General features: G+C 64.2%; 20 protein-coding genes. 10 read left to right on the top strand and 10 right to left on the bottom strand.

Annotated elements, in window-relative coordinates; translation table 11 throughout:
• The first annotated feature begins 4 nt into the window (after positions 1-4).
• A complete protein-coding gene (locus H1S04_RS04770; protein WP_181744386.1) occupies positions 5-2,035 on the top strand; it encodes an ATP-binding protein in 2,031 nt (676 codons plus the stop codon).
• Positions 2,036-2,039: 4 nt separating this feature from the next.
• On the opposite strand, the gene H1S04_RS04765 is transcribed toward H1S04_RS04770, so the two are convergent.
• Positions 2,040-2,621, bottom strand: coding sequence for a sulfotransferase family 2 domain-containing protein (locus H1S04_RS04765; protein WP_181744385.1), 582 nt, complete (start codon positions 2,619-2,621; stop codon positions 2,040-2,042).
• A 202-nt stretch (positions 2,622-2,823) separates the two neighbouring features.
• Here H1S04_RS04765 and recA point away from each other — a divergent pair, with 202 nt between their 5' ends.
• Positions 2,824-3,882: a recombinase RecA gene (gene recA / locus H1S04_RS04760; RefSeq protein WP_181744384.1), complete on the top strand. Its 1,059-nt coding sequence runs from the start codon at positions 2,824-2,826 to the stop codon at positions 3,880-3,882.
• Between the two features lie 1,232 nt (positions 3,883-5,114).
• Here recA and H1S04_RS04755 read toward each other — a convergent pair.
• Positions 5,115-5,453, bottom strand: coding sequence for a hypothetical protein (locus H1S04_RS04755; RefSeq protein ID WP_181744383.1), 339 nt, complete (start codon positions 5,451-5,453; stop codon positions 5,115-5,117).
• 84 nt (positions 5,454-5,537) lie between these two features.
• Positions 5,538-7,328, bottom strand: coding sequence for an extracellular solute-binding protein (locus H1S04_RS04750; RefSeq protein WP_255435450.1), 1,791 nt, complete (start codon positions 7,326-7,328; stop codon positions 5,538-5,540).
• A 610-nt stretch (positions 7,329-7,938) separates the two neighbouring features.
• On the opposite strand from H1S04_RS04750, the gene H1S04_RS04745 reads away from it, so the two are divergent.
• Positions 7,939-8,721 (top strand): 3-hydroxybutyrate dehydrogenase, encoded by a 783-nt coding sequence (locus tag H1S04_RS04745; protein ID WP_181744381.1) that lies wholly within the window; start codon positions 7,939-7,941, stop codon positions 8,719-8,721.
• A 21-nt stretch (positions 8,722-8,742) separates the two neighbouring features.
• On the opposite strand, the gene H1S04_RS04740 is transcribed toward H1S04_RS04745, so the two are convergent.
• Positions 8,743-9,651 (bottom strand): LysR substrate-binding domain-containing protein, encoded by a 909-nt coding sequence (locus H1S04_RS04740; protein WP_181744380.1) that lies wholly within the window; start codon positions 9,649-9,651, stop codon positions 8,743-8,745.
• A gap of 206 nt (positions 9,652-9,857) precedes the next feature.
• Between H1S04_RS04740 and H1S04_RS04735 the strand changes: the two genes are divergently transcribed.
• Positions 9,858-10,118 (top strand): hypothetical protein, encoded by a 261-nt coding sequence (locus H1S04_RS04735; protein WP_181744379.1) that lies wholly within the window; start codon positions 9,858-9,860, stop codon positions 10,116-10,118.
• A 57-nt stretch (positions 10,119-10,175) separates the two neighbouring features.
• Here the strand turns inward: H1S04_RS04735 and H1S04_RS04730 are convergent, their stop codons facing one another.
• Positions 10,176-11,384 (bottom strand): pyridoxal phosphate-dependent aminotransferase, encoded by a 1,209-nt coding sequence (locus H1S04_RS04730; RefSeq protein ID WP_181744378.1) that lies wholly within the window; start codon positions 11,382-11,384, stop codon positions 10,176-10,178.
• Between the two features lie 70 nt (positions 11,385-11,454).
• Here H1S04_RS04730 and H1S04_RS04725 point away from each other — a divergent pair, with 70 nt between their 5' ends.
• Entirely contained in the window at positions 11,455-11,778 is a 324-nt protein-coding gene (locus tag H1S04_RS04725) for a succinate dehydrogenase assembly factor 2 (protein ID WP_181744377.1), read from the top strand.
• 52 nt (positions 11,779-11,830) lie between these two features.
• Positions 11,831-12,331 (top strand): MarR family winged helix-turn-helix transcriptional regulator, encoded by a 501-nt coding sequence (locus H1S04_RS04720; RefSeq protein WP_181744376.1) that lies wholly within the window; start codon positions 11,831-11,833, stop codon positions 12,329-12,331.
• A 4-nt stretch (positions 12,332-12,335) separates the two neighbouring features.
• Here the strand turns inward: H1S04_RS04720 and H1S04_RS04715 are convergent, their stop codons facing one another.
• Both H1S04_RS04715 and H1S04_RS04710 read right to left on the bottom strand, forming a co-directional pair.
• Positions 12,336-13,079: a DUF1287 domain-containing protein gene (locus H1S04_RS04715; protein WP_181744375.1), complete on the bottom strand. Its 744-nt coding sequence runs from the start codon at positions 13,077-13,079 to the stop codon at positions 12,336-12,338.
• 13 nt (positions 13,080-13,092) lie between these two features.
• Positions 13,093-13,518: a VOC family protein gene (locus H1S04_RS04710; protein WP_181744374.1), complete on the bottom strand. Its 426-nt coding sequence runs from the start codon at positions 13,516-13,518 to the stop codon at positions 13,093-13,095.
• A gap of 123 nt (positions 13,519-13,641) precedes the next feature.
• On the opposite strand from H1S04_RS04710, the gene H1S04_RS04705 reads away from it, so the two are divergent.
• The 3 genes from H1S04_RS04705 to H1S04_RS04695 all read left to right on the top strand — a co-directional run bounded on the left by H1S04_RS04705 (position 13,642) and on the right by H1S04_RS04695 (position 15,897).
• The gene (locus tag H1S04_RS04705) at positions 13,642-14,475 is read left to right on the top strand and encodes a thymidylate synthase (RefSeq protein ID WP_181744373.1); all 834 of its coding nucleotides are present in this window, start codon (positions 13,642-13,644) and stop codon (positions 14,473-14,475) included.
• Positions 14,475-14,957 (top strand): dihydrofolate reductase, encoded by a 483-nt coding sequence (locus H1S04_RS04700; RefSeq protein WP_181744372.1) that lies wholly within the window; start codon positions 14,475-14,477, stop codon positions 14,955-14,957. Before H1S04_RS04705 ends, H1S04_RS04700 begins: the two co-directional genes overlap by 1 nt.
• Before the next feature lie 94 nt (positions 14,958-15,051).
• The gene (locus H1S04_RS04695) at positions 15,052-15,897 is read left to right on the top strand and encodes a sulfotransferase domain-containing protein (protein WP_181744371.1); all 846 of its coding nucleotides are present in this window, start codon (positions 15,052-15,054) and stop codon (positions 15,895-15,897) included.
• 33 nt (positions 15,898-15,930) lie between these two features.
• On the opposite strand, the gene H1S04_RS04690 is transcribed toward H1S04_RS04695, so the two are convergent.
• Genes H1S04_RS04690 through fabB form a run of 3 tightly spaced genes read right to left on the bottom strand, consistent with a single transcriptional unit; the run spans position 15,931 to position 18,846 of the window.
• Positions 15,931-16,770 carry an alpha/beta fold hydrolase gene (locus H1S04_RS04690; protein ID WP_181745396.1) on the bottom strand — a complete coding sequence of 280 codons (840 nt, stop codon included), beginning with the start codon at positions 16,768-16,770 and terminating at the stop codon, positions 15,931-15,933.
• A 52-nt stretch (positions 16,771-16,822) separates the two neighbouring features.
• Positions 16,823-17,611 (bottom strand): enoyl-ACP reductase, encoded by a 789-nt coding sequence (locus H1S04_RS04685; protein ID WP_181744370.1) that lies wholly within the window; start codon positions 17,609-17,611, stop codon positions 16,823-16,825.
• Between the two features lie 5 nt (positions 17,612-17,616).
• Entirely contained in the window at positions 17,617-18,846 is a 1,230-nt protein-coding gene (fabB, locus tag H1S04_RS04680; protein ID WP_181744369.1) for a beta-ketoacyl-ACP synthase I, read from the bottom strand.
• A gap of 424 nt (positions 18,847-19,270) precedes the next feature.
• Between fabB and H1S04_RS04675 the strand changes: the two genes are divergently transcribed.
• Positions 19,271-19,615, top strand: coding sequence for a RidA family protein (locus H1S04_RS04675; protein ID WP_181744368.1), 345 nt, complete (start codon positions 19,271-19,273; stop codon positions 19,613-19,615).
• Positions 19,616-19,625 lie beyond the last annotated feature (10 nt).

Genomic DNA, 19,625 nt, shown 5'->3' with positions numbered 1-19,625 from the left:
TCTCATGGCGAAATGGCTGCAACGGCTGCCGCGCAATCTCGGGCTGTGGGTGCCGGTGCTGGTTCTGCCGGTGGTGCTGGGCGAGATGTGGCTTTATGCCCATGGCGCGCGTCCCAATCCGGGGGTGACGCTGTCGCTTGGCGCGCTGATGGCCGTTCTGGGCTGGTATCTGCTGGGCGGCAGTATCGCACTTTCCCACGCCCGTGACGGGCTGGCCCAGCGTCGCCAATTGGCCCGGTTGCTGCCTCAGATGCAAACCTCCGGCCATCCCGAATGGGCGGTGACCGGGGAGGGCATGATTCTGGCCCAATCGCCCGAGGCGCTGGATCACTGGGGCGACCATGCGGGCCGGCCGCTGGCGCAGCTGTTGGCCGGGCAACTGGCAGATGCGGGCGGTGAAACCGCGCGGCTGCTTGCCCGCGCGCTGCGTCATGGGCGGGCCGGCCAGCACTTGCCCGACAGCCGCCAACTGACCGCCGAACGCGCGGGCGCCAGCCTCGTCCGGCTGTCCCTGCCGGCCGAGCCGAAGGCGCCCGCCGCCATCGAGCCGATGGATTACGATCGCCTGCCCATTGCCGTGCTGCGGCTGGCGGTGGATGGCACCGTCCTGCACGCCAACCGTGCGGCCGAGCCCTATTGCGGCGGCGATGCCACCGGGCAGCATGTCTCGAAACTGCTGGACGGGCTCGGGCGCCCCGTCGAAAACTGGCTGGCCGAGGCCCTTGCCGCCAGCGGCCCCGCCGCGCCCGAGGTGCTGCGCGCGCCCCGCGCCGGGCAGGACCGGTTCATCCAGGTTTCCCTTCACGCCGAAGAAAACGAGCCGCGCACCCTGATCGCGGTGCTGTCGGATGCCCGCGCGCTGAAGACGCTCGAGGCGCAGTTCGTGCAAAGCCAGAAGATGCAGGCGGTGGGCCAGCTGGCGGGCGGCATCGCGCATGATTTCAACAACCTGCTGACCGCGATCAGCGGGCATTGCGACCTGTTGATGCTGCGCCATGACAAGGGCGATCCCGATTACGCCGATCTCGATCAGATCAGCCAGAACGCCAACCGCGCCGCCAATCTGGTCAGCCACCTGCTGGCCTTCTCGCGCAAGCAGACGCTGAAGCCGCAGCGCGTTGATCTGCGCAACACCATCGCCGATCTCTCGCATCTGCTGAACCGGCTGGTGGGCGAGAAGATCACGGTGGAGCAGCGCCACGACCCCCGGCTGGACCCGGTGCGCGCCGACCGTGGCAAGATCGAGCAGGTGATCATGAATCTGGTAGTGAACGCGCGCGACGCCATGACCGAGGGCGGCCGTATCAGCATCACCACCCAGAATGTCGACCTGCTGAAGCCGCAGTTGCATGGCCGTTTCGCGGTGCCGCCGGGCCGCTATGTGCGGGTGGCGGTCGCCGATCAGGGCTGCGGTATTCCCGCCGACCTGATGGGCAAGATCTTCGAACCCTTCTTCACCACCAAGCGCGTGGGCGAGGGGACCGGCCTCGGCCTCTCGACCGCATACGGCATTGTCAAGCAGACCGGCGGTTACATCATGTGTGACAGCGTACCGGATGTAGGGACGACCTTCACCATCTATCTGCCGGTCCATCTGGGCGCCGATCTCGAGCCCGAGGAAGCGCCGGCGCCGACGCGGACGGTTTCGATGACCGCCCCCCCCGATCAGCGCGTGCTGCTCGTCGAGGACGAGGCGCCGGTCCGCGCCTTCGCCAGCCGGGCGCTCAAGCTGCGTGGCTATCAGGTGGTCGAGGCCGCCTCGGGCGAGGAAGCGTTGGAATTGCTGGCCGATGACCGGCTGAAAGTTGACCTGTTCGTCTCCGACGTGGTGATGCCGGGGCTCGACGGCCTCAGCTGGGTGCGCCGCGCATTGAAGGACCGGCCGGGGACGCGGGTGATCTTCATGTCGGGCTATACCGAGGATGTGTTCGCGGATGGCCGCAACCCGGTCGAGGGCGCATCTTTCCTGCAGAAACCCTTCTCGCTGACCGATCTGATCGCGGCGGTGGGCGACAAGCTGGAACGCGCCGCCTGACCGGCTAGCTGAGCGTGGCGTAAAGCCTGAAATCGGGGGCGAGCGCGAGGCGCAATTCGGCCTCGGTCGCGGACGACAGGGTCACATCGGCCGAAGGCGGCACGTTGATGCGCGGCAGGTTGATCGCGCAGTCCAGCCATTCGTCAAGGAAATGGGTGAAGGCGGCCATGTCCTCATAGCGGAAGATGCGATCGACCGGCGCGTCGCCGCCGGTCAGGAAGGCCGACTGGGTGCCGATCCCCTGGGTGACAGATTCAGGATGGGCGAGATACAGCCGGACGAAATCTTCGAAGCGGGAATTGTCGGGGGTTTCGGAATCCTGCTCGTCACGTAGATAGAAGCGATACCAGCTGCGCAGCCATTCCACCGGCTCGCGCATCAGCGCCACGGTGGTGAAATGATCCGCTGTCATTTCAGACAGCCAGGGGTGGATATGGCGGTGGAACCGCGCGGCATCGGCGTGTTTCATTTCGGGCGGGCGCTGCACGGCCAGGCTGGCCAGGGGCTCCAGCGCGACTTCGACAGCCGTTGAACCCGCTTTCGGTGTCGCCAGAAACACCAGCCTCTGATCCCAGAATATCAGCATCACGTCGCCTCGATTTGATCCGTCACGGAATTACGGCGCCGTCAGCCGCCTGTAAACCTCCGGTTAACGAATTGATGCCACGATGCCCAAGCGCGCTTGCCATATGGCGGGTGTTCACGTATTGAGAACATTAATGGAACATCAGCCAGCGCCGATTGAGCCGGGACAGGTGTTCTGACATAAGGGCAAGGAGTTTGGCAGGATGAGCGACACGAATATGGACAAGAGATCGGCCGACAAGCAGAAGGCCCTGGACAGCGCGCTGGCGCAGATCGAACGGCAGTTCGGCAAGGGCTCGATCATGAAGCTGGGCGCCGACAATCCGGTGGCCGAGATCGAGGCCACCTCGACGGGCTCGCTGGGGCTGGACATCGCGCTGGGGATCGGCGGGCTGCCGAAGGGCCGCATCATCGAGATCTACGGGCCGGAAAGCTCGGGCAAGACCACGCTGACGCTGCATTGCATCGCCGAGGAACAGAAGAAGGGCGGCGTCTGCGCCTTTGTCGATGCCGAGCACGCGCTGGATCCGCAATATGCCCGCAAGCTGGGCGTGAACCTGGACGAGCTGCTGATCTCGCAGCCCGATACCGGCGAGCAGGCGCTGGAGATCGTCGATACGCTGGTGCGCTCGGGCGCGGTCAGTCTGGTGGTGGTCGATTCGGTTGCGGCGCTGACGCCCAAGGCGGAAATCGAGGGCGACATGGGCGACCATCAGGTCGGCGCGCAGGCCCGTCTGATGAGCCAGGCGATGCGCAAGCTGACCGCCTCGATCGGGCGCAGCAATTGCATGGTGATCTTCATCAACCAGATCCGCATGAAGATCGGCGTGATGTTCGGCAACCCGGAAACGACCTCGGGCGGGAATGCGCTGAAATTCTACGCCTCGGTCCGTCTGGACATCCGCCGCACCGGCGCGATCAAGGATCGCGACGAGGTGGTGGGCAACTCGACCAAGGTGAAGGTGGTCAAGAACAAGGTTGCGCCGCCTTTCCGGCAGGTCGAATTCGACATCATGTATGGCGAAGGGATCTCCAAGACGGGCGAGCTGATCGACCTCGGCGTGAAGGCTGGCGTGGTCGAGAAATCGGGCGCGTGGTATTCCTATGGCGACGAACGGATCGGGCAGGGGCGCGAAAACGCCAAGCAGTTTCTGCGCGACAACCCGGCCATGGCCTATGATATCGAGGACAAGATCCGCGCCAGCCACGGTCTTGATTTCGCCGTCGCAGGTGGCGAGGATGATGTCCTGTCGGACGAATGAGACCGGTTTGACGCGATGAAACGCACGAGAAACCCCGCCAAAGGTCGCTTTGGCGGGTTTTTTCGTGCCGAAGGGCTGGCAGTTCGAGATCTTATCCCGGCTGGGAGGAAGCCTGCCGCAACGGCGTGGTTCAAGGGAATACCTGCTGGTGCCGCAGTTCGGCAGAGGTCGCCGCGAAAAGCGGTTTGGCCCTCAAAAGATCGGACCTCCCGCCGGATGGCGGCTCAGTCCTGAAGCAGCGGGGATCATACGGCAGGATCATGCGCGACCTTTGGTGCGCTCTCCGCCAAGCCAAGCCGGGTGCGGCAGATTCAGCTGGCGGACGCGCCTGACCTGTTCGGCCGGATCAAAGACAGCGCGCGACAGCGGAGGCATAAGGCATTGTCCTGCGCGAGATCAGAATAATCGCCCGCCCTCCCATAACCGGAAGCGGGCTTGAGATGGCAAAGGTCGCCAGACCGGAGCAGGTGAAAGGCCGGTCGTTCCGCCACTATGGCCCGAACCGCAGGCGAGGCTGGGGAGGGTTGCTTCGGGCGGCTGCCTCGCACGAGCGGGCGTTGCCGAGGCATTTTTCTTGTCCGTGACCGGCGGGGCGCGCGGCGTGGAAGATGGCCCGACCGAACGCATGCTTGGGCAGGTGGCAACGGTGCCGCGTGTGATGGGGATGCAGAGGCCGAGGCTGCGCGCCCTGGCGGGTGCGATCCGCCGATGCCGTCACCGCCATGACCGTCGATCCGTGTTGGCAAGCCAAGTTGCCGATGACCAGAAGGGCGCGGTTCCCAAGGTCGCAACCAGCCCATGTCCAGCAATTGAGATCGGTGGCCGGACGCGGGATCTGTGCCGCGAAATCCACACCGCTGCCATGGTCGCCATACCGGCCTACACCCGGACGCTTGGCCGCCGGGCCACGGACCGGGCGTGGATGGCATCCGATCGGGCATCGACGCGCGCCAAACGCGACCTCCTCATTGGCGACCAGATTGCTGGTGCGACGGGGATCTACCGATCGTATGGGCGACCCCAAGCTGCGGATCGCGAAAGGGACCTCGCGGACCGGTCGGGCAACCCGCCTCTGACCATGGCATCCAGTTGCGGAAGCCGGGCTGTTGCCACGCTGCCCATGCCACGACCGCTATGAGGTCGGATGCCGAGGCTTGCTGCCTGCGCTCGGGCTTCCCCTGGTCCCGAACGCGCCTGTATCGCACGAAGAGCAATCGCCCGCGTAGTGGCTGTCAATCGCCGTCGTCGGGCACCTCGTCATCGTCGCCGAAGCGGGCGTCGTCGTCATATTCGTCTTCGCCATCGCCGACATATTTGGCCGAATTGCGGATCGAGCGGTCGTCGTGACTTTCATCCATGACCACATCGGCCGGAATTTCGCCCGCCAGCCATTCGCGGATCTCCTCGCGCGCTTCGTCGTTCTCCAGCCCCTCGACATCGGCGATGAGGCGCAAAAACTGGCGCTGATCGCCATCGATTTCGTCCAGGTCGGATTCGTCCACGCCCGGCCAGCGGTCGATAATCGCTTCATAGAATGCGGGCCAGTTATCGGCAACGTGATGCCACTTCATGGACAGGTTCCTTCATCTTCCGACGCCATGGCGCTGTGCCGGCGTTCCTTTTGCTGAAACTGCGTCCGAGGGCGGTGGGTTCCCTTACGACGCACCGCCCTCGCGCCACCAGGTTTCGGGCAGGAATCCGGGATAATCGCCATAAATCGGCGTCGTCGCGGGAAATTTCAGCGTCTTGTCATGCGCCAGATGGCTTGCCGGTGCGAAGCCCACCGGAATCACATAGCGCCCCGCAGTGAGCACCCGGTCAAGGGCGTGGACGGCGGCCACGTAGTCCTCCCGGCTGGTGGAGTTCAGCATCGCCGCGATCATCGCCTCGGCCGCGGGCGAGTTCATCCCCATCAGGTTGCGGGTTCCCGGCTCGGTCACCCCGTTGGCGCCCCAGTAGAGCAGATGTTCATTGCCCGGCGACAGCGACAGCGCACGGTCAAACCAGGTCATGTCAAAGGCATAGGTATTGGTGCGCTGGGTATATTGGGCGCTGTCCAGCAGCGTGATGACGGGGGATATGCCAAGGCTGTGCAGCGCCTGCGCATAGATTTCCGACATCTGCCGCATCTCGGCGGCGGTGGTGATGGCGCTGCCCGACAGGTTCAGCAGGATCTCGAACCGGAAGGGCTTGCCCTCCGCATTGACCAGCTGGCCATCGCGGACGGTCCAGCCGGCTTCCGCCAGCAGTTTCGTCGCCCGCTTCAGGGCGGCGCGGTCCAGCGGCCGGTCGGTGCCCTCAGGCAGGGCATAGCCTTCGATCGTGCCGGGGGGCAGATCAGCTGCGAAAGGTTGCAGCAGCGACAGTTCGCGCCCTTCGGCGGGCGCGCCGGGGGTCATCCCCAGATCGGAATTGGCGAAATAGGAGGTGATGCGCTGATCCTTCCCGCCCGAGAGGGTGTTGTTGATGAATTGCCAGTTGAAGGCCTCGATCAGGGCCTGCCGAACCCGCCAGTCGGCGAAGATCGGATTGCGGGTATTCATCACGAAACCGGTGATGCCGGTCGGGCGATTGTTCGGAATGTCGGACAGAACCACCTGACCCGAGGTGACGGCCGGGAAGTCGAACTCGTTTTCCCAGCGGCTCGGGCTCAATTCGCGCCAGACATCCAACTCGCCCCCCTTGAAGGCCTCGAACATGGCATTGGCGTCGCCGTAATAATCGTAGGTGATGCGGTCGAGATTGTGCAGCCCCTGATTGACCGGCAGATCCTTTCCCCACCAGTCAGGGTTCTTGCGCAGGGTCAGCGAGCGGCCCGGATCAACCTTCTCGATCACATAGGGACCCGAGCCGATGGGCACCTCCAGCCCCGATTGCGCGAAATCCTTGCCCTCCCACTGGGCTTTCTTCAGCACCGGACGCATCCCCATCAAAAGCGCCAGTTCGCGATCCGGGGTGTTGAAGGTGATGCGGATCTTGTGCGGGCCGGTCTGTTCCATCTTCGCGACCTTGCCCCAGGCGGCGCGATAGCGGGGGTGCCCTTGGGTGCCCAGCGTCTCATAGGACCACATCACGTCCTCCACCGTGACGGGCGAGCCATCCGAGAAACGCGCTTCGGGGCGGAGGGCGAATTCCACCCATGTGCGGTCGGGATCGGTTTCGACGGTCTCGGCCAGCAGCCCGTAAAGCGTGAAGGGTTCGTCGAGCGAGCGCAGCATCAGCGTTTCGGCCAGAACGCCCGGCATGGTCAGCAGTGGAAAGGCCGGATTGCCCTTGAGAACCCAAGGCTTAAGCGAATCGAAGCTGCCCGATTCGGGCAGCCGAATCGAGCCGCCTTTCGCAGCGTCAGGATTGGCATATGGCAGATGCGTGAAACCCTCGGGCAGGGCCGGCTCGCCATACATGGCGATGCCATGCGCGGGGTCGGCGGCACTTGTCAGCGGCATCGCTGCAACAGTCACGAGGGTGCAGAAAGCGGCCAGAAGGGCTGGCTTGATCGCGGAATCGTTAGGGAAATTGAAGATTCGCATGCAGTCCTTCGCTTCGCTCTGGCAAATACCAGTGATTTCAATGCGCAGCCTATCCGAGGGCGTTTACCGTGACAAACAACAGCCTTGGACTCGGGCGCGGTTTCGCCTATATATAACTCACTGCTCGATAGGTTTCTTGCCTGTATGAAACCTGCCTCATGACTGGCGCCCGCTTCGTGCGGGCGCTTTTTTTACGCCGGATCGCAGGGGATCCTGGCGCGCCCCGCGCAAGAGGGCGGTCGGTGAGCCGCGGCCGGATTGGGGCACGCCCGGCGACGAATTGCCGGAAATTTAGCCAGTCGGTGGGCGGGGGCTGCCGCGGGGGGCCGTCGCGGAACCGATGCCGGGCGGTTCGGTTCGCTCGCAAGGGGCAGGGCGGCGCGCGGTGTCGCGGCATGGTCGGGCCACGGCGTTTCGCCGCGCGGACTCGATTCCTGAAAAAGGCGGGAATCGGCACGGTGGCTCGGTTGTGGTCGGCGTCCTCGGGGCGTAGACATTTTCCGACTGAAACCGAAAGGGCGAGGCCATGTTCGAGAACGTTCTGAAGGGAAAGACCGCCGTGGTGACCGGATCGAATTCGGGGATCGGGCTGGGGATTGCGCGGGCGCTTGCCGGCGCGGGCGCCAATGTCGTGCTGAACAGTTTCACCAATGACGAGGCCGATCACAAACTGGCCGCCGACATGGCCGCCGAGTTCGGCGTCGATGTCCGCTATATCCAGGCCGATATGTCGAAGGGCGCGGATTGCCGGGCGCTGATCGAAAAGGCGGGCGCCTGCGATATTCTGGTGAATAATGCGGGTATTCAGCATGTCGCGCCGATCCCGGAATTCCCGGTTGAAAAATGGGACGCGATCATCGCCATCAACCTGACCTCGGCCTTCCATTGCACGGCGGCGGCGTTGCCGGAGATGCAGAAGAAGGGTTGGGGTCGCGTCATCAACATCGCGTCGGCCCATGGTCTGACGGCCAGCCCCTACAAGTCGGCCTATGTCGCGGCCAAACACGGCGTTGTCGGCCTGACCAAGGTGACCGCGCTGGAAGAAGCCGGCAAGGGCATCACCTGCAACGCCATCTGCCCCGGCTATGTGCTGACGCCGATCGTCGAAAAGCAGATCCCCGACCAGATGAAGACCCATAACATGAGTCGCGAAGACGTGATCAAGAAGGTCATGCTGTCACGCCAGCCCTCGGGCGAGTTCGCCACCGTCGAACAGATGGGGGGCACGGCGGTCTTCCTGTGCACGCCTTTGGCTGACCAGATCACCGGCACCACGATCAGCGTGGATGGCGGCTGGACCGCGCTTTGATCCCGTATCAGGCGGGGCGCGTCAAGCCGCCCCCGCCTGATCCAGCGCCGAATCCTCGGCGGCCACTTCGTCCAGTACGAATCGCTGAAACGCCTTGATCGCGGGGCGATTGCGACGGGCGTGCGGATAGACCAGCCAATAGCTTTTCTCGCCGCGCCAGACGCTTTTAAAAGGCTGGACAAGTGTGCCGGTCGCCAATTCCAAACGGAAGAAGCGCGGGTTCAGAAGTGCGATGCCTTCCCCGGCAAGTGCCGCCCGGCCAAGATGCGACTGCGCCTCGAACTCGAGCCGGCGTGTCGGCGCACAGGCCAGCTCCGCCACGTTATTCTGGCGCAGCCAACCATCCCAGCCGCGATGCGTATTGTTCAGCCAAGGCAGGGGAATCACATCCGCCGGCCCCTTCAGCGGCCCGTATTCTTTCAGAAGCGCCGGCGACAGCATGGGCGTCAGTTCGGAGTCGAACAGCTTTTGACTGACCAGCCCGTCCCAGTCGCCGAAACCGTAACGCAGCGCGACATCGACATCCTGACGCGCGAAGTCGACGAGCTTGTCATCGGTTTCCAGCCTTACCGCCAGTTCCGGGTGCTGAAACTGAAAGCGGCCAAGCCGGTGCGACAGCCAATTGCTCGCTATGGTGATCATGGTCGAGATCGACATGGTTTCGGGATGGCCATGACGGCTGGAAAACGCCTCGCGCAGCGTGGCGAACGCGTCGGCGGTCGGGCCTGCATAGCGCTGGCCAAGCTCGGTCAGTTCCAGCCCTTTCGGCTTGCGCAGGAACAACTGGCCGCCGAGGCGTTCCTCCAGCAGCTTTATCTGATAACTGACTGCGGCCTGCGTCATGCCGAGGGTCTCGGCCGCACGGGTGAAGCTGAGTTGGCGGCTGGCCGCGTCAAAGACACGCAGAGCGGAAAGCGGCGGCAGTTCCATAAGCGGTCCTTATGCATGGTTGCAGGCGTTTTGTTGGCATTCGGTCGATGAAGGTAGCATCCTAATCCTATCGAGAGAAGCGGGAACAGGCCCTGTCGGCAAACTCCCGCGACGGATCTGAAATCGACGCCCGTTCCGGCGCCTCAGGCGGCACAAGCCCGCTTTATGAGGATCAGACAACGCGTCCGTACGGAAGGAGAAAAGAGATGACGATGATGCCGATTGAACTGTGCGAAAAAACCGACCTCGCCTCGCCGATGGCGCGGGTCCTTCAGCGGATTGCGATGTGGCACGAGCGGCGCCATCAGGCACGGGCCATGCGCATTTCCCTGGCGGAAGTACCTGAGCATCTGCGCAAGGATATCGGGTTGGACGGCGGCGCGCCCCTGCACCAGGAGGGACAGAGCGGGCGAACCTTCATCACCGCTGGCCGCCCTGATACGACGCTGAGCGATTGGCGCTGGTGACGCCCCTTGGTCCCGGTCCAATAAGCCCCCGCAACTTACGCTGCGGGGGCTTCTGAGTCATGCGGGCCGGCAGCCCTCGCAGAAGCTGCGGATCCGGGCCACGGCCTCGCGCAGGGTGTCGTCGCTGGCGGCATAGCTGACGCGGAAATGCGGCGACAGGCCGAAGGCGGCGCCGAAGACGATGGCCACGCCGGTTTCGTCCAGCAGGGCATTGGCGAAGGCCTCGTCATCGGTGATCGGGGTGCCCCCGGCCGAGACGGTGCCGATCAGCCCGGCGATCGAGGGGTAGACGTAGAAGGCCCCCTGCGGCCTCGGACACGTGATGCCGGGGCAGTCGTTCAGCCCCGCCACCACCATGTCGCGGCGGCGCTGGAAGGCGGCGCGCGACGTCTCCAGATAATCCTGCGGTCCGGTCAGCGCTGCCAGCGCCGCATATTGGCCGATCGAGCTGGGGTTCGAGGTCGATTGCGACTGCAGCTTCGCCATCGCCCGGATCAGCGCCTGTGGCCCGGCTGCATAGCCGATCCGCCAGCCGGTCATGGCATAGGCTTTGCTCGCGCCGTTCATGGTCAGGGTCCGATCCTTCAGGCGCGGCTCGACCTGGGCCGGGGTCACGAAGGTAAAGCCGTCGAAAACCAGATGTTCATAGATATCGTCGCTCAGCACCCAGACCTGCGGGAAATCCAGCAGCACTTCGGTCAGCGCCTTCATCTGCGCCGCATCGTAAGCCGCCCCCGATGGGTTCGACGGCGAGTTCAGGATCAGCCATTTGGTCTTCGGCGTGATGGCGGCACGCAGCGCCTCGGGTGTCAGGCGAAAGCCGTCCTCGGCCGGGCAGGGGACGATCACCGGCGTTCCCCCCGCCAGCGCGACGATATCGGGATAGCTGACCCAATAGGGGGCGGGAATGATGACCTCGTCGCCCGGATTGACCGTCGCCAGCAGCGCATTGAACAGGATCTGCTTGCCGCCGCTGGCGACGCTGATCTGATCGGGGGTGTAGTCCAGCCCGTTTTCCCGCGCGAACTTGTCGCAGATGGCCCGCTTCAGTTCAGCGATCCCATCGACGGTCGTGTAGCGGGTGTGGCCCGCGTCGATGGCGGCCTTGCCGGCCTCGCGGATATGTTCGGGGGTGTCGAAATCCGGCTCGCCGGCCGACAGCGCGAGGATGTCGCGACCCTCGGCCTTCAGCGCCGCCGCGCGGCCGGTCATGGCGACCGTGGGCGAGGGTTTGATTCGGTTGATCGCGTCAGAGAGGAAAGCCATCGCGCGCTCCTTGGAATTGGCACGGTTACGTCTTAGGGTGCGCGCGGTCAGGCGACAAGCGAGGCGAGCCATGGAAGATCCCGAAATCCGGCTGAAGCGGCTGCAGATGCGCAGCTGGCGGCGCGGGATGAAGGAAATGGACCTGATCCTGGGACCCTTCGCCGATTCGCAGCTGCGCGACCTGCCGAAGGGACTGATGGCCCAATACGAACAGGTCATGGGTGAAAACGATCAGGATCTTTATCGCTGGATCATGGCCTTTTCGCGCGGCGAAACGGCGGGGCCGCCAGAAATCGCCGCGATTCTTGAGGTGATCGCCCGCTTCGCATTGGAGCGGTTCCAGGGCATCCCGGCGGAGTTCACGAATCTTCCGCAGAAAAATCGGGCGGATTAACCGAAGATTCGGTATTTTGGGCCATGGTCGTCCCTAGCGAGAGGATGACCATATGAATGCTGTGCTGCCCAGATCGGACCACCGCCCGCAGGCGGACATGGTCGACAGCTATTTCCAGTGCCTGCAGATGCTGGAACGCCTGCATCGGCTGATGCTGGACCTCATCAAGGACGACTTCGAACGTGTGGGCCGGGCCGACCTGACGCCGGTGCAGGCCCTGCTGCTGTATAACCTCGGCGCGGCCGAGGTTTCGGCGGGCGAACTGCGCTCGCGCGGGATGTATCAGGGGTCGAACGTGTCGTATAACCTGAAGAAGCTGGTGGGGATGGGCTATGTCCATCACGAGCGCAGCGATCAGGACCGCCGTTCGGTCCGGGTGCGGCTGAGCGATACGGGGCAAGCGGTGCGCGACCAGATCGGGCAGCTGTTTGCGCGCCACGCCGACGACCTGGTGGCATCCGGCATTCTGGACGATCCCCCGCTGGAGGAGGTGAACCGCCAATGGCGCCGGATCGAGCGCTATTGGAACGAGCAGATCCGCTATATCTATTGACGGGTCAGTATTGCAGCTGCCCCAGCCGACGCAGTTCCGCCAGCGCGGCACCCTCGACCCGGAAATGGCCGGTATGGGGATAGGCGAACAGGGCGTCCTCCTCGCGCGTGCCGCGCCCGATATTGTGGATGACCAGTGGAATGCCGTCGGCATTGCGACGATCGCTGATCAACATGATATGCGGCAGGTTTCCCGGCAGCATCGCCGTGACAATGTCGCCAGGCCGAAAATCCGCCGGATCGTTGCCGAGGGGGCGGCGCGCGCCCACTCGGTCCAGCAGCGCGGCGAGGTTCGGGACCCGGCGGTGGTCGATATTCGGATCAGGACGCTTGAGGCCCCAGAGATCGGGATAGGCGGCGAAGTTGGCCGTCATGTCGCGGTGGACGGCCAGTTGCAGGTCGATATACGCCCCGTCGCGCAGGGCGCGAATCAGCACATCCGTGCAGACGCCACGGTCACGCGGCACATCCCCGCCGGGATAGTCGAGGCGGGCATAGGCGGGATCATAGATCGTGGTGACGCCGACCTGCGCCCGCGCGGCCGCGATGATCGCGGCGGCTTCTTCGGGTGAGCCGGGGACAGGGGGCGCGACCACCAGCGGCCGCGCGGGCGGAGGCGCCGATGCGGTCGGGCGCGGCGCGCTGTCATTGCCCCCCTGCCGCCCCTGATCCTGTCCATTCCCCCCGCCCGCGGCGACAATGGCGACCGTGATGGCGATCAGGATGGCAATGGCCGGGGCGGTTCGCATCTGGCTGGCCGTCTTACCAGTGCCCGGTATTTTCCATGCTGGCCCAGGGCTCCTGCGGGTCCAGATAACCGTCCTGCAACAGCTCGACCGAGATATTGTCCGGGCTGCGCACGAAGGCCATATGCCCGTCGCGCGGCGGCCGGTTGATGGTGACGCCCGCATCCATCAGCTTCTGGCACAGGGCATAGATGTCATCGGTGCGGTAAGCCAGATGCCCGAAATGCCGGCTGTCGGACGGCAGTCCGTCATCGCCGTCCCAATTATAGGTCAGCTCGACCGGGGCGTCCTCCTGACCGGGGGGCGCCATGAAGACCAGCGTGAAGCGGCCCTTCTCGTTTTCGGTCCGCTTGATCTCCTCCAGCCCCAGCAGCCGATAGAAGGCCATCGACTTTTCCAGATCCTTCACGCGCACCATGGTATGCAGATAGCGAAGCGTCATGTTTCGTCCTTTCAGCGATATTGCCGCCAATCTGCCACGAGCTGCGCCGGGTCACAAACCTGAATGCTGGTCGGCATGGCGCCGGGACGCTAAGAAGGGGCGACAGCAGAGCGGAGACCGGGCATGCAGCAATATCATCAGGCGTTGAGAACGATTCTCGAGCAAGGCGAGATCACCACCGACCGCACCGGCACCGGCACCATCGCCTATTTCGGCATGCAAAGCCGCTATCCGCTGTCCGAGGGCTTCCCGCTGGTCACCACCAAGAAACTGCATCTGCGCTCGATCATCCATGAGCTGCTGTGGTTCCTCTCGGGCGACACCAATATCGGCTATCTGAAGGCGAACAAGGTCTCGATCTGGGACGAATGGGCGGATGCGAATGGCGATCTCGGGCCGGTCTACGGCGCGCAATGGCGGCGCTTCCCGGCGCTGGAACCGGCGGGCGCGGCCCCGGACGGCCAGCCGCTGTTCTTCGCGCGCTCTGTCGATCAGATCGCCGAGCTGGTTGAAAACATCCGCAAGAACCCCGACAGCCGCCGCCTGATCGTCTCGGCCTGGAACCCCGGCGAGGTACCCGACATGGCGTTGCCCCCCTGCCATACGCTGTGGCAGGTCCGCATCATCGGACGCAAGATGCACCTTCAGCTTTATCAACGTTCCGCCGATATGTTTCTCGGCGTGCCGTTCAACATCGCCTCCTATGCGCTGTTGCTGGCGATGCTGGCCCATGTCACCGGCTACGAGGCGGGCGATTTCATCCACACGCTGGGCGACGCGCATATCTATTCGAACCATCTCGAGCAGGTCGAGCTGCAACTGTCCCGCACGCCCAAGCCGCTGCCGCAGTTGCGTATCACCCGCAAGGTCGATTCGATCTTCGACTTCAAATTCGAGGATTTCGAATTCCTGAACTACGATCCCGACCCGGCGATCAGGGCGCCGGTGGCCGTCTGATGCTGACCCTGATCGCAGCGCGCGCCCGCAACGGGGCCATCGGCAAGGATGGCACGCTTCCCTGGCATGTCCCGGAGGATCTGAAATTCTTCAAACGTGAGACGCTGGGGGGCGCGCTCATCATGGGGCGGCGCACCTGGGAAAGCCTGCCGTTCCGGCCGCTGAAGGACCGGCTGAACCTGGTCGTGACCTCGACGCTGGATCTGCCTGCCCATGCTGTGCCGGATCTCGACGCGGCGATGGATGCGGCCCGTGCGGCCGGCTATGCCCGTATCTACGGCATTGGCGGCGAGCGTGTCTTCCGCGATCTTCTGCCCCGCGCCGACCGGCTGCTGATCACCGAAATCGATGTCGAGGTCGCGGGGGCAGATGCCTTTTTCCCCGATTTCGACGCCGCCGGCTGGCAGGAGGTGACGCGGTTCGATTTCCCCGGCGACGGTCCACGCGCCACCCTGCGAGAGCTTGTGGTCCGCCGTCCTTGACGACACCGACAGCTGTCCTTTACGACTGAGGGAGCACCCGCCCAATCAGCTAAAGTCACGCTTCGGTTGCCGCGCCTGTTCGGAGTGATGCGCCATGAATCTCACGACCGGCATACCCCGCTATGTCTGGAAACGGGCGACGAATTCGGCGCGGCTGTTCTTCCATATCGACCGCATCGACGCCGTTCTGGCCTCCTATCCCAAATCGGGCAGGACCTGGTTCCGCTTTATCCTGTCGTCCTATCTGGTCCGCCTGTTCGGCCTGAACCCGGCGCTCGACCTGTATTCCACCTTCACGGTGATGCCGAATTTCGACCTGGATCCCGAACGCGGCCTGCCGGCCTTCGGCTTCGCGGACCACAAGCCGCCGGTGCCCCTGATCGCGGTCAGCCACCGGCCCTATTCCCGACTGTGGTTCCGCCAGCGTCCCATCATCTATATGCTGCGGGATCCCAGGGACGTGCTGGTCTCGTCCTATTTCCACGCCACGCGGCAGAAGCACCGCTTTTCGGGTGACATCGACGCCTTCCTGAACGATCCGGCGCAGGGGATCGCGGCGCTGACCGGCTATCTGAACGGATGGGCGGCCGGGCTGCGGCACAATCCCCATATCGTGCTGAGTTACGAAAAGCTCTCGCAGGACCCGATCAGTGAAACCGCCCGCGTGCTCGATTTTCTGGGGGTGGAGGTCAGGCCGGATCTGCTGGCCGACGCGGTCGAGGCCGCGCGTTTCCAGAACATGCAGAAACTGGAACTGTCGAAAGGGCTGCCCGGTCATGATTACGACCGCAGCGATGGCGAAAGCCTGCGGATGCGCAAAGGGCAGGTCGGCGGCTATGTCGACTATCTTTCGCCGGCGCAGATTGCCCTGATCGATGCCGCCTGCGATCGCCGCTTGAACGCCGAGGCCAGGGCCCTGCTGGCCCAAACCCGAAGCTGAGGGCCGGTTCCCCGAACCGACTGCGTACGCGGGTTACGGACCGGCCTGACGCACGGCCTCCAGCCAGGCGCGGATCACGCCAAGGCTTTCCGCTTCGTCCAGCCAGGGCACATGCGCCCGGTCCGGGACTTCGGCATAGATCCCATCAGGACGCCGCTTGCGCATCTCGGCATAAGCCTCGGGCGAGAGCAGATCCGAATTCGCCCCCCGGATCAACGCCACCGGCATCCCCGCGGTCGCCGCCCACAAGGGCCACAGATCGGGCGCCTCGCCCTGAAACGCCGCCAGAAACGCCTCGCGCAGGCTGGCGTCATAGCGGATGCGCAACCCCTCGGGCGTCTCCAGATAGAATTTCTCGGCATCGGCGCGCCAGCGGCCCGCGGGCACATTGGCGAAACCGGGGCTCAGCGCCGCCATCCGCTCCGCCACGGCGTCATAGGTCTTCGCCGCCGGGTTGCGGCCGACATAATCGAAGATCCGCTCCAGCCCCGCGCGCTCGATCACCGGACCGACATCGTTCAGGCACAGCCCCAGCAATCTGTCCCGTGCGACCGCCGCCAGAAACAGCCCGATCAGGCCGCCGCGGGACGTTCCCAGCACCGCCGCCTGCGGCAAGCCCAGATGATCCAGCAACTGCAGGGCGTCCTTGCCTTCGCGCGGCACGGTATAGGTGGCCGCCCCGGTATAATCCGACTGCCCGCGCCCGCGATAATCCATGCGGATCAGCCGGACGCCTGACAGATGGGGTGCCAGATAGTCGAAATCACCCATGTTCCGCGTCAGCCCGGCGAGGCACAGGACCGGAAGCCCCTCACCCTCATCCTGATAAGCGATTTTCGCGCCATCATCGGCGGTAAAGAACTGCGTGCTCATCTTCATTCTGGCCCAAATATCCTGGGGTCCGGGGTGAAACCCCGGTCCGGCGTCAAAGATTTTCGCTCTGCGGCATGCCCAGCACGTGATAGCCGCCATCGACGGTGACAATCTCGCCGGTGGTGCAGGCGGCCCAATCGCTGGTCAGCCATACGGCGGTGCCGCCGATCGCTTCCAGCGTGGCATTGGCGCGCAGGGGCGCATTGGCCTGGGTGTGCCGGAAGGTCTTGCGCGCCCCGCCAATCGCGGCGCCCGCCAGCGTCTTCATCGGGCCGGGGCTGATCGCGTTGACCCGGATTCCGTCGGGGCCGAGGTCATTGGCCAGATAGCGGACGGTCGCCTCCAGCGCGGCCTTGGCCACGCCCATGACATTGTAGAAGGGCGTCACCCGGTTCGAGCCGCCATAGGTCAGCGTCAGGATCGAGCCGCCCTCGGCCATCAGCGGATGGGCACGGCGGGCGACCTCGATGAGGGAATAACAGGAAATATCCAGCGAATTCTTGAAGTTCTCGCGGCTGGTATTCATGAATCGGCCGGTCAGCTCGTCCTTGTTCGAAAAGGCGATGGCATGGACCAGAAAATCCAGCTTGCCCCAGCGATCCCCCAGCGCCCTGAAGGCCGCGTCCAGACTGTCGTCATTGGTCACGTCAACGTCGACCAGCAGGTCCGATCCCAGCGATTCCGCCAGCGGACGGACGCGTTCGGCAAACATGTCGCCCTGATAGGTGAAGGCCAGCTCGGCGCCTTCACCCGCCAGTGCCCTGGCGATCCCCCAGGCGATGGAACGGTCATTGGCGACCCCCATCACCAGTCCGCGTTTGCCTTTCAGAAGATCGCCCATTCAGATCACCCTTGGAATTTCGACATCACCAGCGTGGCGTTGGTCCCGCCAAAGCCGAAGCTGTTGGACAGAACGGAATCGAAATCGACATTGTCGACACGCTGCAAGGCGATTTCCTCGGGTTTCACTTCGGGGTCAAGCTCGGTCACGTTCGCTGAGGCGGCGATGAAGCCGTTTTGCATCATCAGCAGCGAATAGATCGCCTCGTGCACGCCGGTGGCGCCCAGCGAATGGCCGGTCAGCGATTTGGTCGAGGAGACCAGGGGCGTCGTTCCCTCGCCGAACACCCGGCGGATCGCCTTCAGCTCGCCGATATCGCCGACCGGGGTCGAGGTTCCGTGCGAGTTGATATAGCTGATCTTGCGCCCCTCGGGCAGGGTTGCCAGCGCGACGCGCATGGCCCGTTCGCCGCCTTCGCCCGAAGGCGCGACCATGTCATAGCCGTCCGAGGTGGCGCCGTAACCGGTGACTTCGGCATAGATCCTGGCGCCGCGCGCCAGCGCATGTTCCAGTTCCTCCAGCACCACGACGCCGCCGCCGCCGGCGATGACGAAGCCGTCGCGGGTGGCATCATAGGGGCGGGAAGCGGTCTCGGGCGTGTCGTTGTATTTCGACGACATCGCGCCCATGGCGTCGAACAGACAGGACAGGGTCCAGTCCAGCTCCTCGCCGCCGCCGGCGAAGACGATGTCCTGCTTGCCCATCTGGATCTGCTCGACCCCGTTGCCGATGCAATGGGCCGAGGTCGCGCAGGCCGAGGTGATCGAATAGTTCACGCCCTTGATCTTGAACGGCGTCGCCAGACAGGCCGAGTTCGTCGACGACATGCAGCGCGTCACCATGAACGGCCCCATCCTTTTCGGCGAGCCCTTTTCGATCACGATCTGATGCGCCTCGAAGAAATTCGACGTGGACGGGCCGCCCGACCCCATGATCAGGCCGGTGCGCGGGTTGGAGACATCGCTCTCCTCCAGCCCGGAATCCTTGATCGCCTGCTCCATGGCGATGAAATTATAGGCAGCACCCGGCCCCATGAAGCGCAGGTTGCGCTTGTCGATATGGTCTTCCAGCACGATCTGCGGCATGCCGTGGACCTGGCTGCGGAAGCCGTGTTCGGCGTAGTCGGGGGCGAAAACGATGCCCGAGCGGCCGGCCTTCAGGCTTTCGGTGACTTCCTCGGCATTGTTGCCGATGGGCGAGACGATCCCCAGCCCGGTAATGACGACGCGGCGCATGCTCGCTCCTTTTCTTTCTCGTTCAAGGGCTTGCCCTCGTTGCCGTTACGATAATCATCCGCCCCCTCTCAAACAAGACGGTGAGGGTGCGACACATATCGTTACTTGCCGTGATCATAGCCGATGCATGGGGATAACCGATAGAGCAGAGCGGCGGAAAAGCGCGAAAACCGGGTGCTAGCGATTTGCCGCCGAACCTGCCTTGCCGGAAAAAGCGGGTTGCGGCGAAGGGCGCGTCGTCGATCGCGGCGCGGCGCCGGGTCAACCAGGCGGCGGATGCGGCTTCTTCGCACGCAGCGCATCTGCTGCGAGATAACGAAGCAGGCCATCGTTTGCGGCGCCGTCCCGGTTTCTTTGGGCTGGGCGCGGGGCGCGGCCTGTGCATAAACTTCCCGCAGAATCTGCAAACGGAAAGGATGCAACAATGTCGATCAAACGCCTCTCTCCCGGCCCGAGGATGAGCCAAGCCGTCATTCACGGCGATACCGTCTATCTGGCGGGGCAGGTAGGCAACCCCGGCAGCGGCATGGCCGAACAGGCGCAGGAGGCGCTGGCGGCAGTCGATTCGCTGCTGGCCGAGGCCGGAACCTCGAAGTCGAAGATCCTGTCGGTCACCGTCTGGCTGGCCGACATGGCCGATTTCGATGCCATGAACAAGGTCTATGAGGGCTGGATCGACAAGGACAATCCGCCCGCCCGCGCCACCGGCGAGGCCCGGCTGGCCACCCCCGACTATCGCGTCGAATTCATCGTCGTGGCCGCCCTGTAAGCGTCACTGA

The sequence above is a fragment of the Paracoccus sp. S1E-3 genome (assembly GCF_013868135.1).
Lineage (GTDB): Bacteria > Pseudomonadota > Alphaproteobacteria > Rhodobacterales > Rhodobacteraceae > Paracoccus.
Note: the sequence above shows the minus strand (reverse complement) of the source record. Positions and strands in the feature narration are given on the sequence as shown.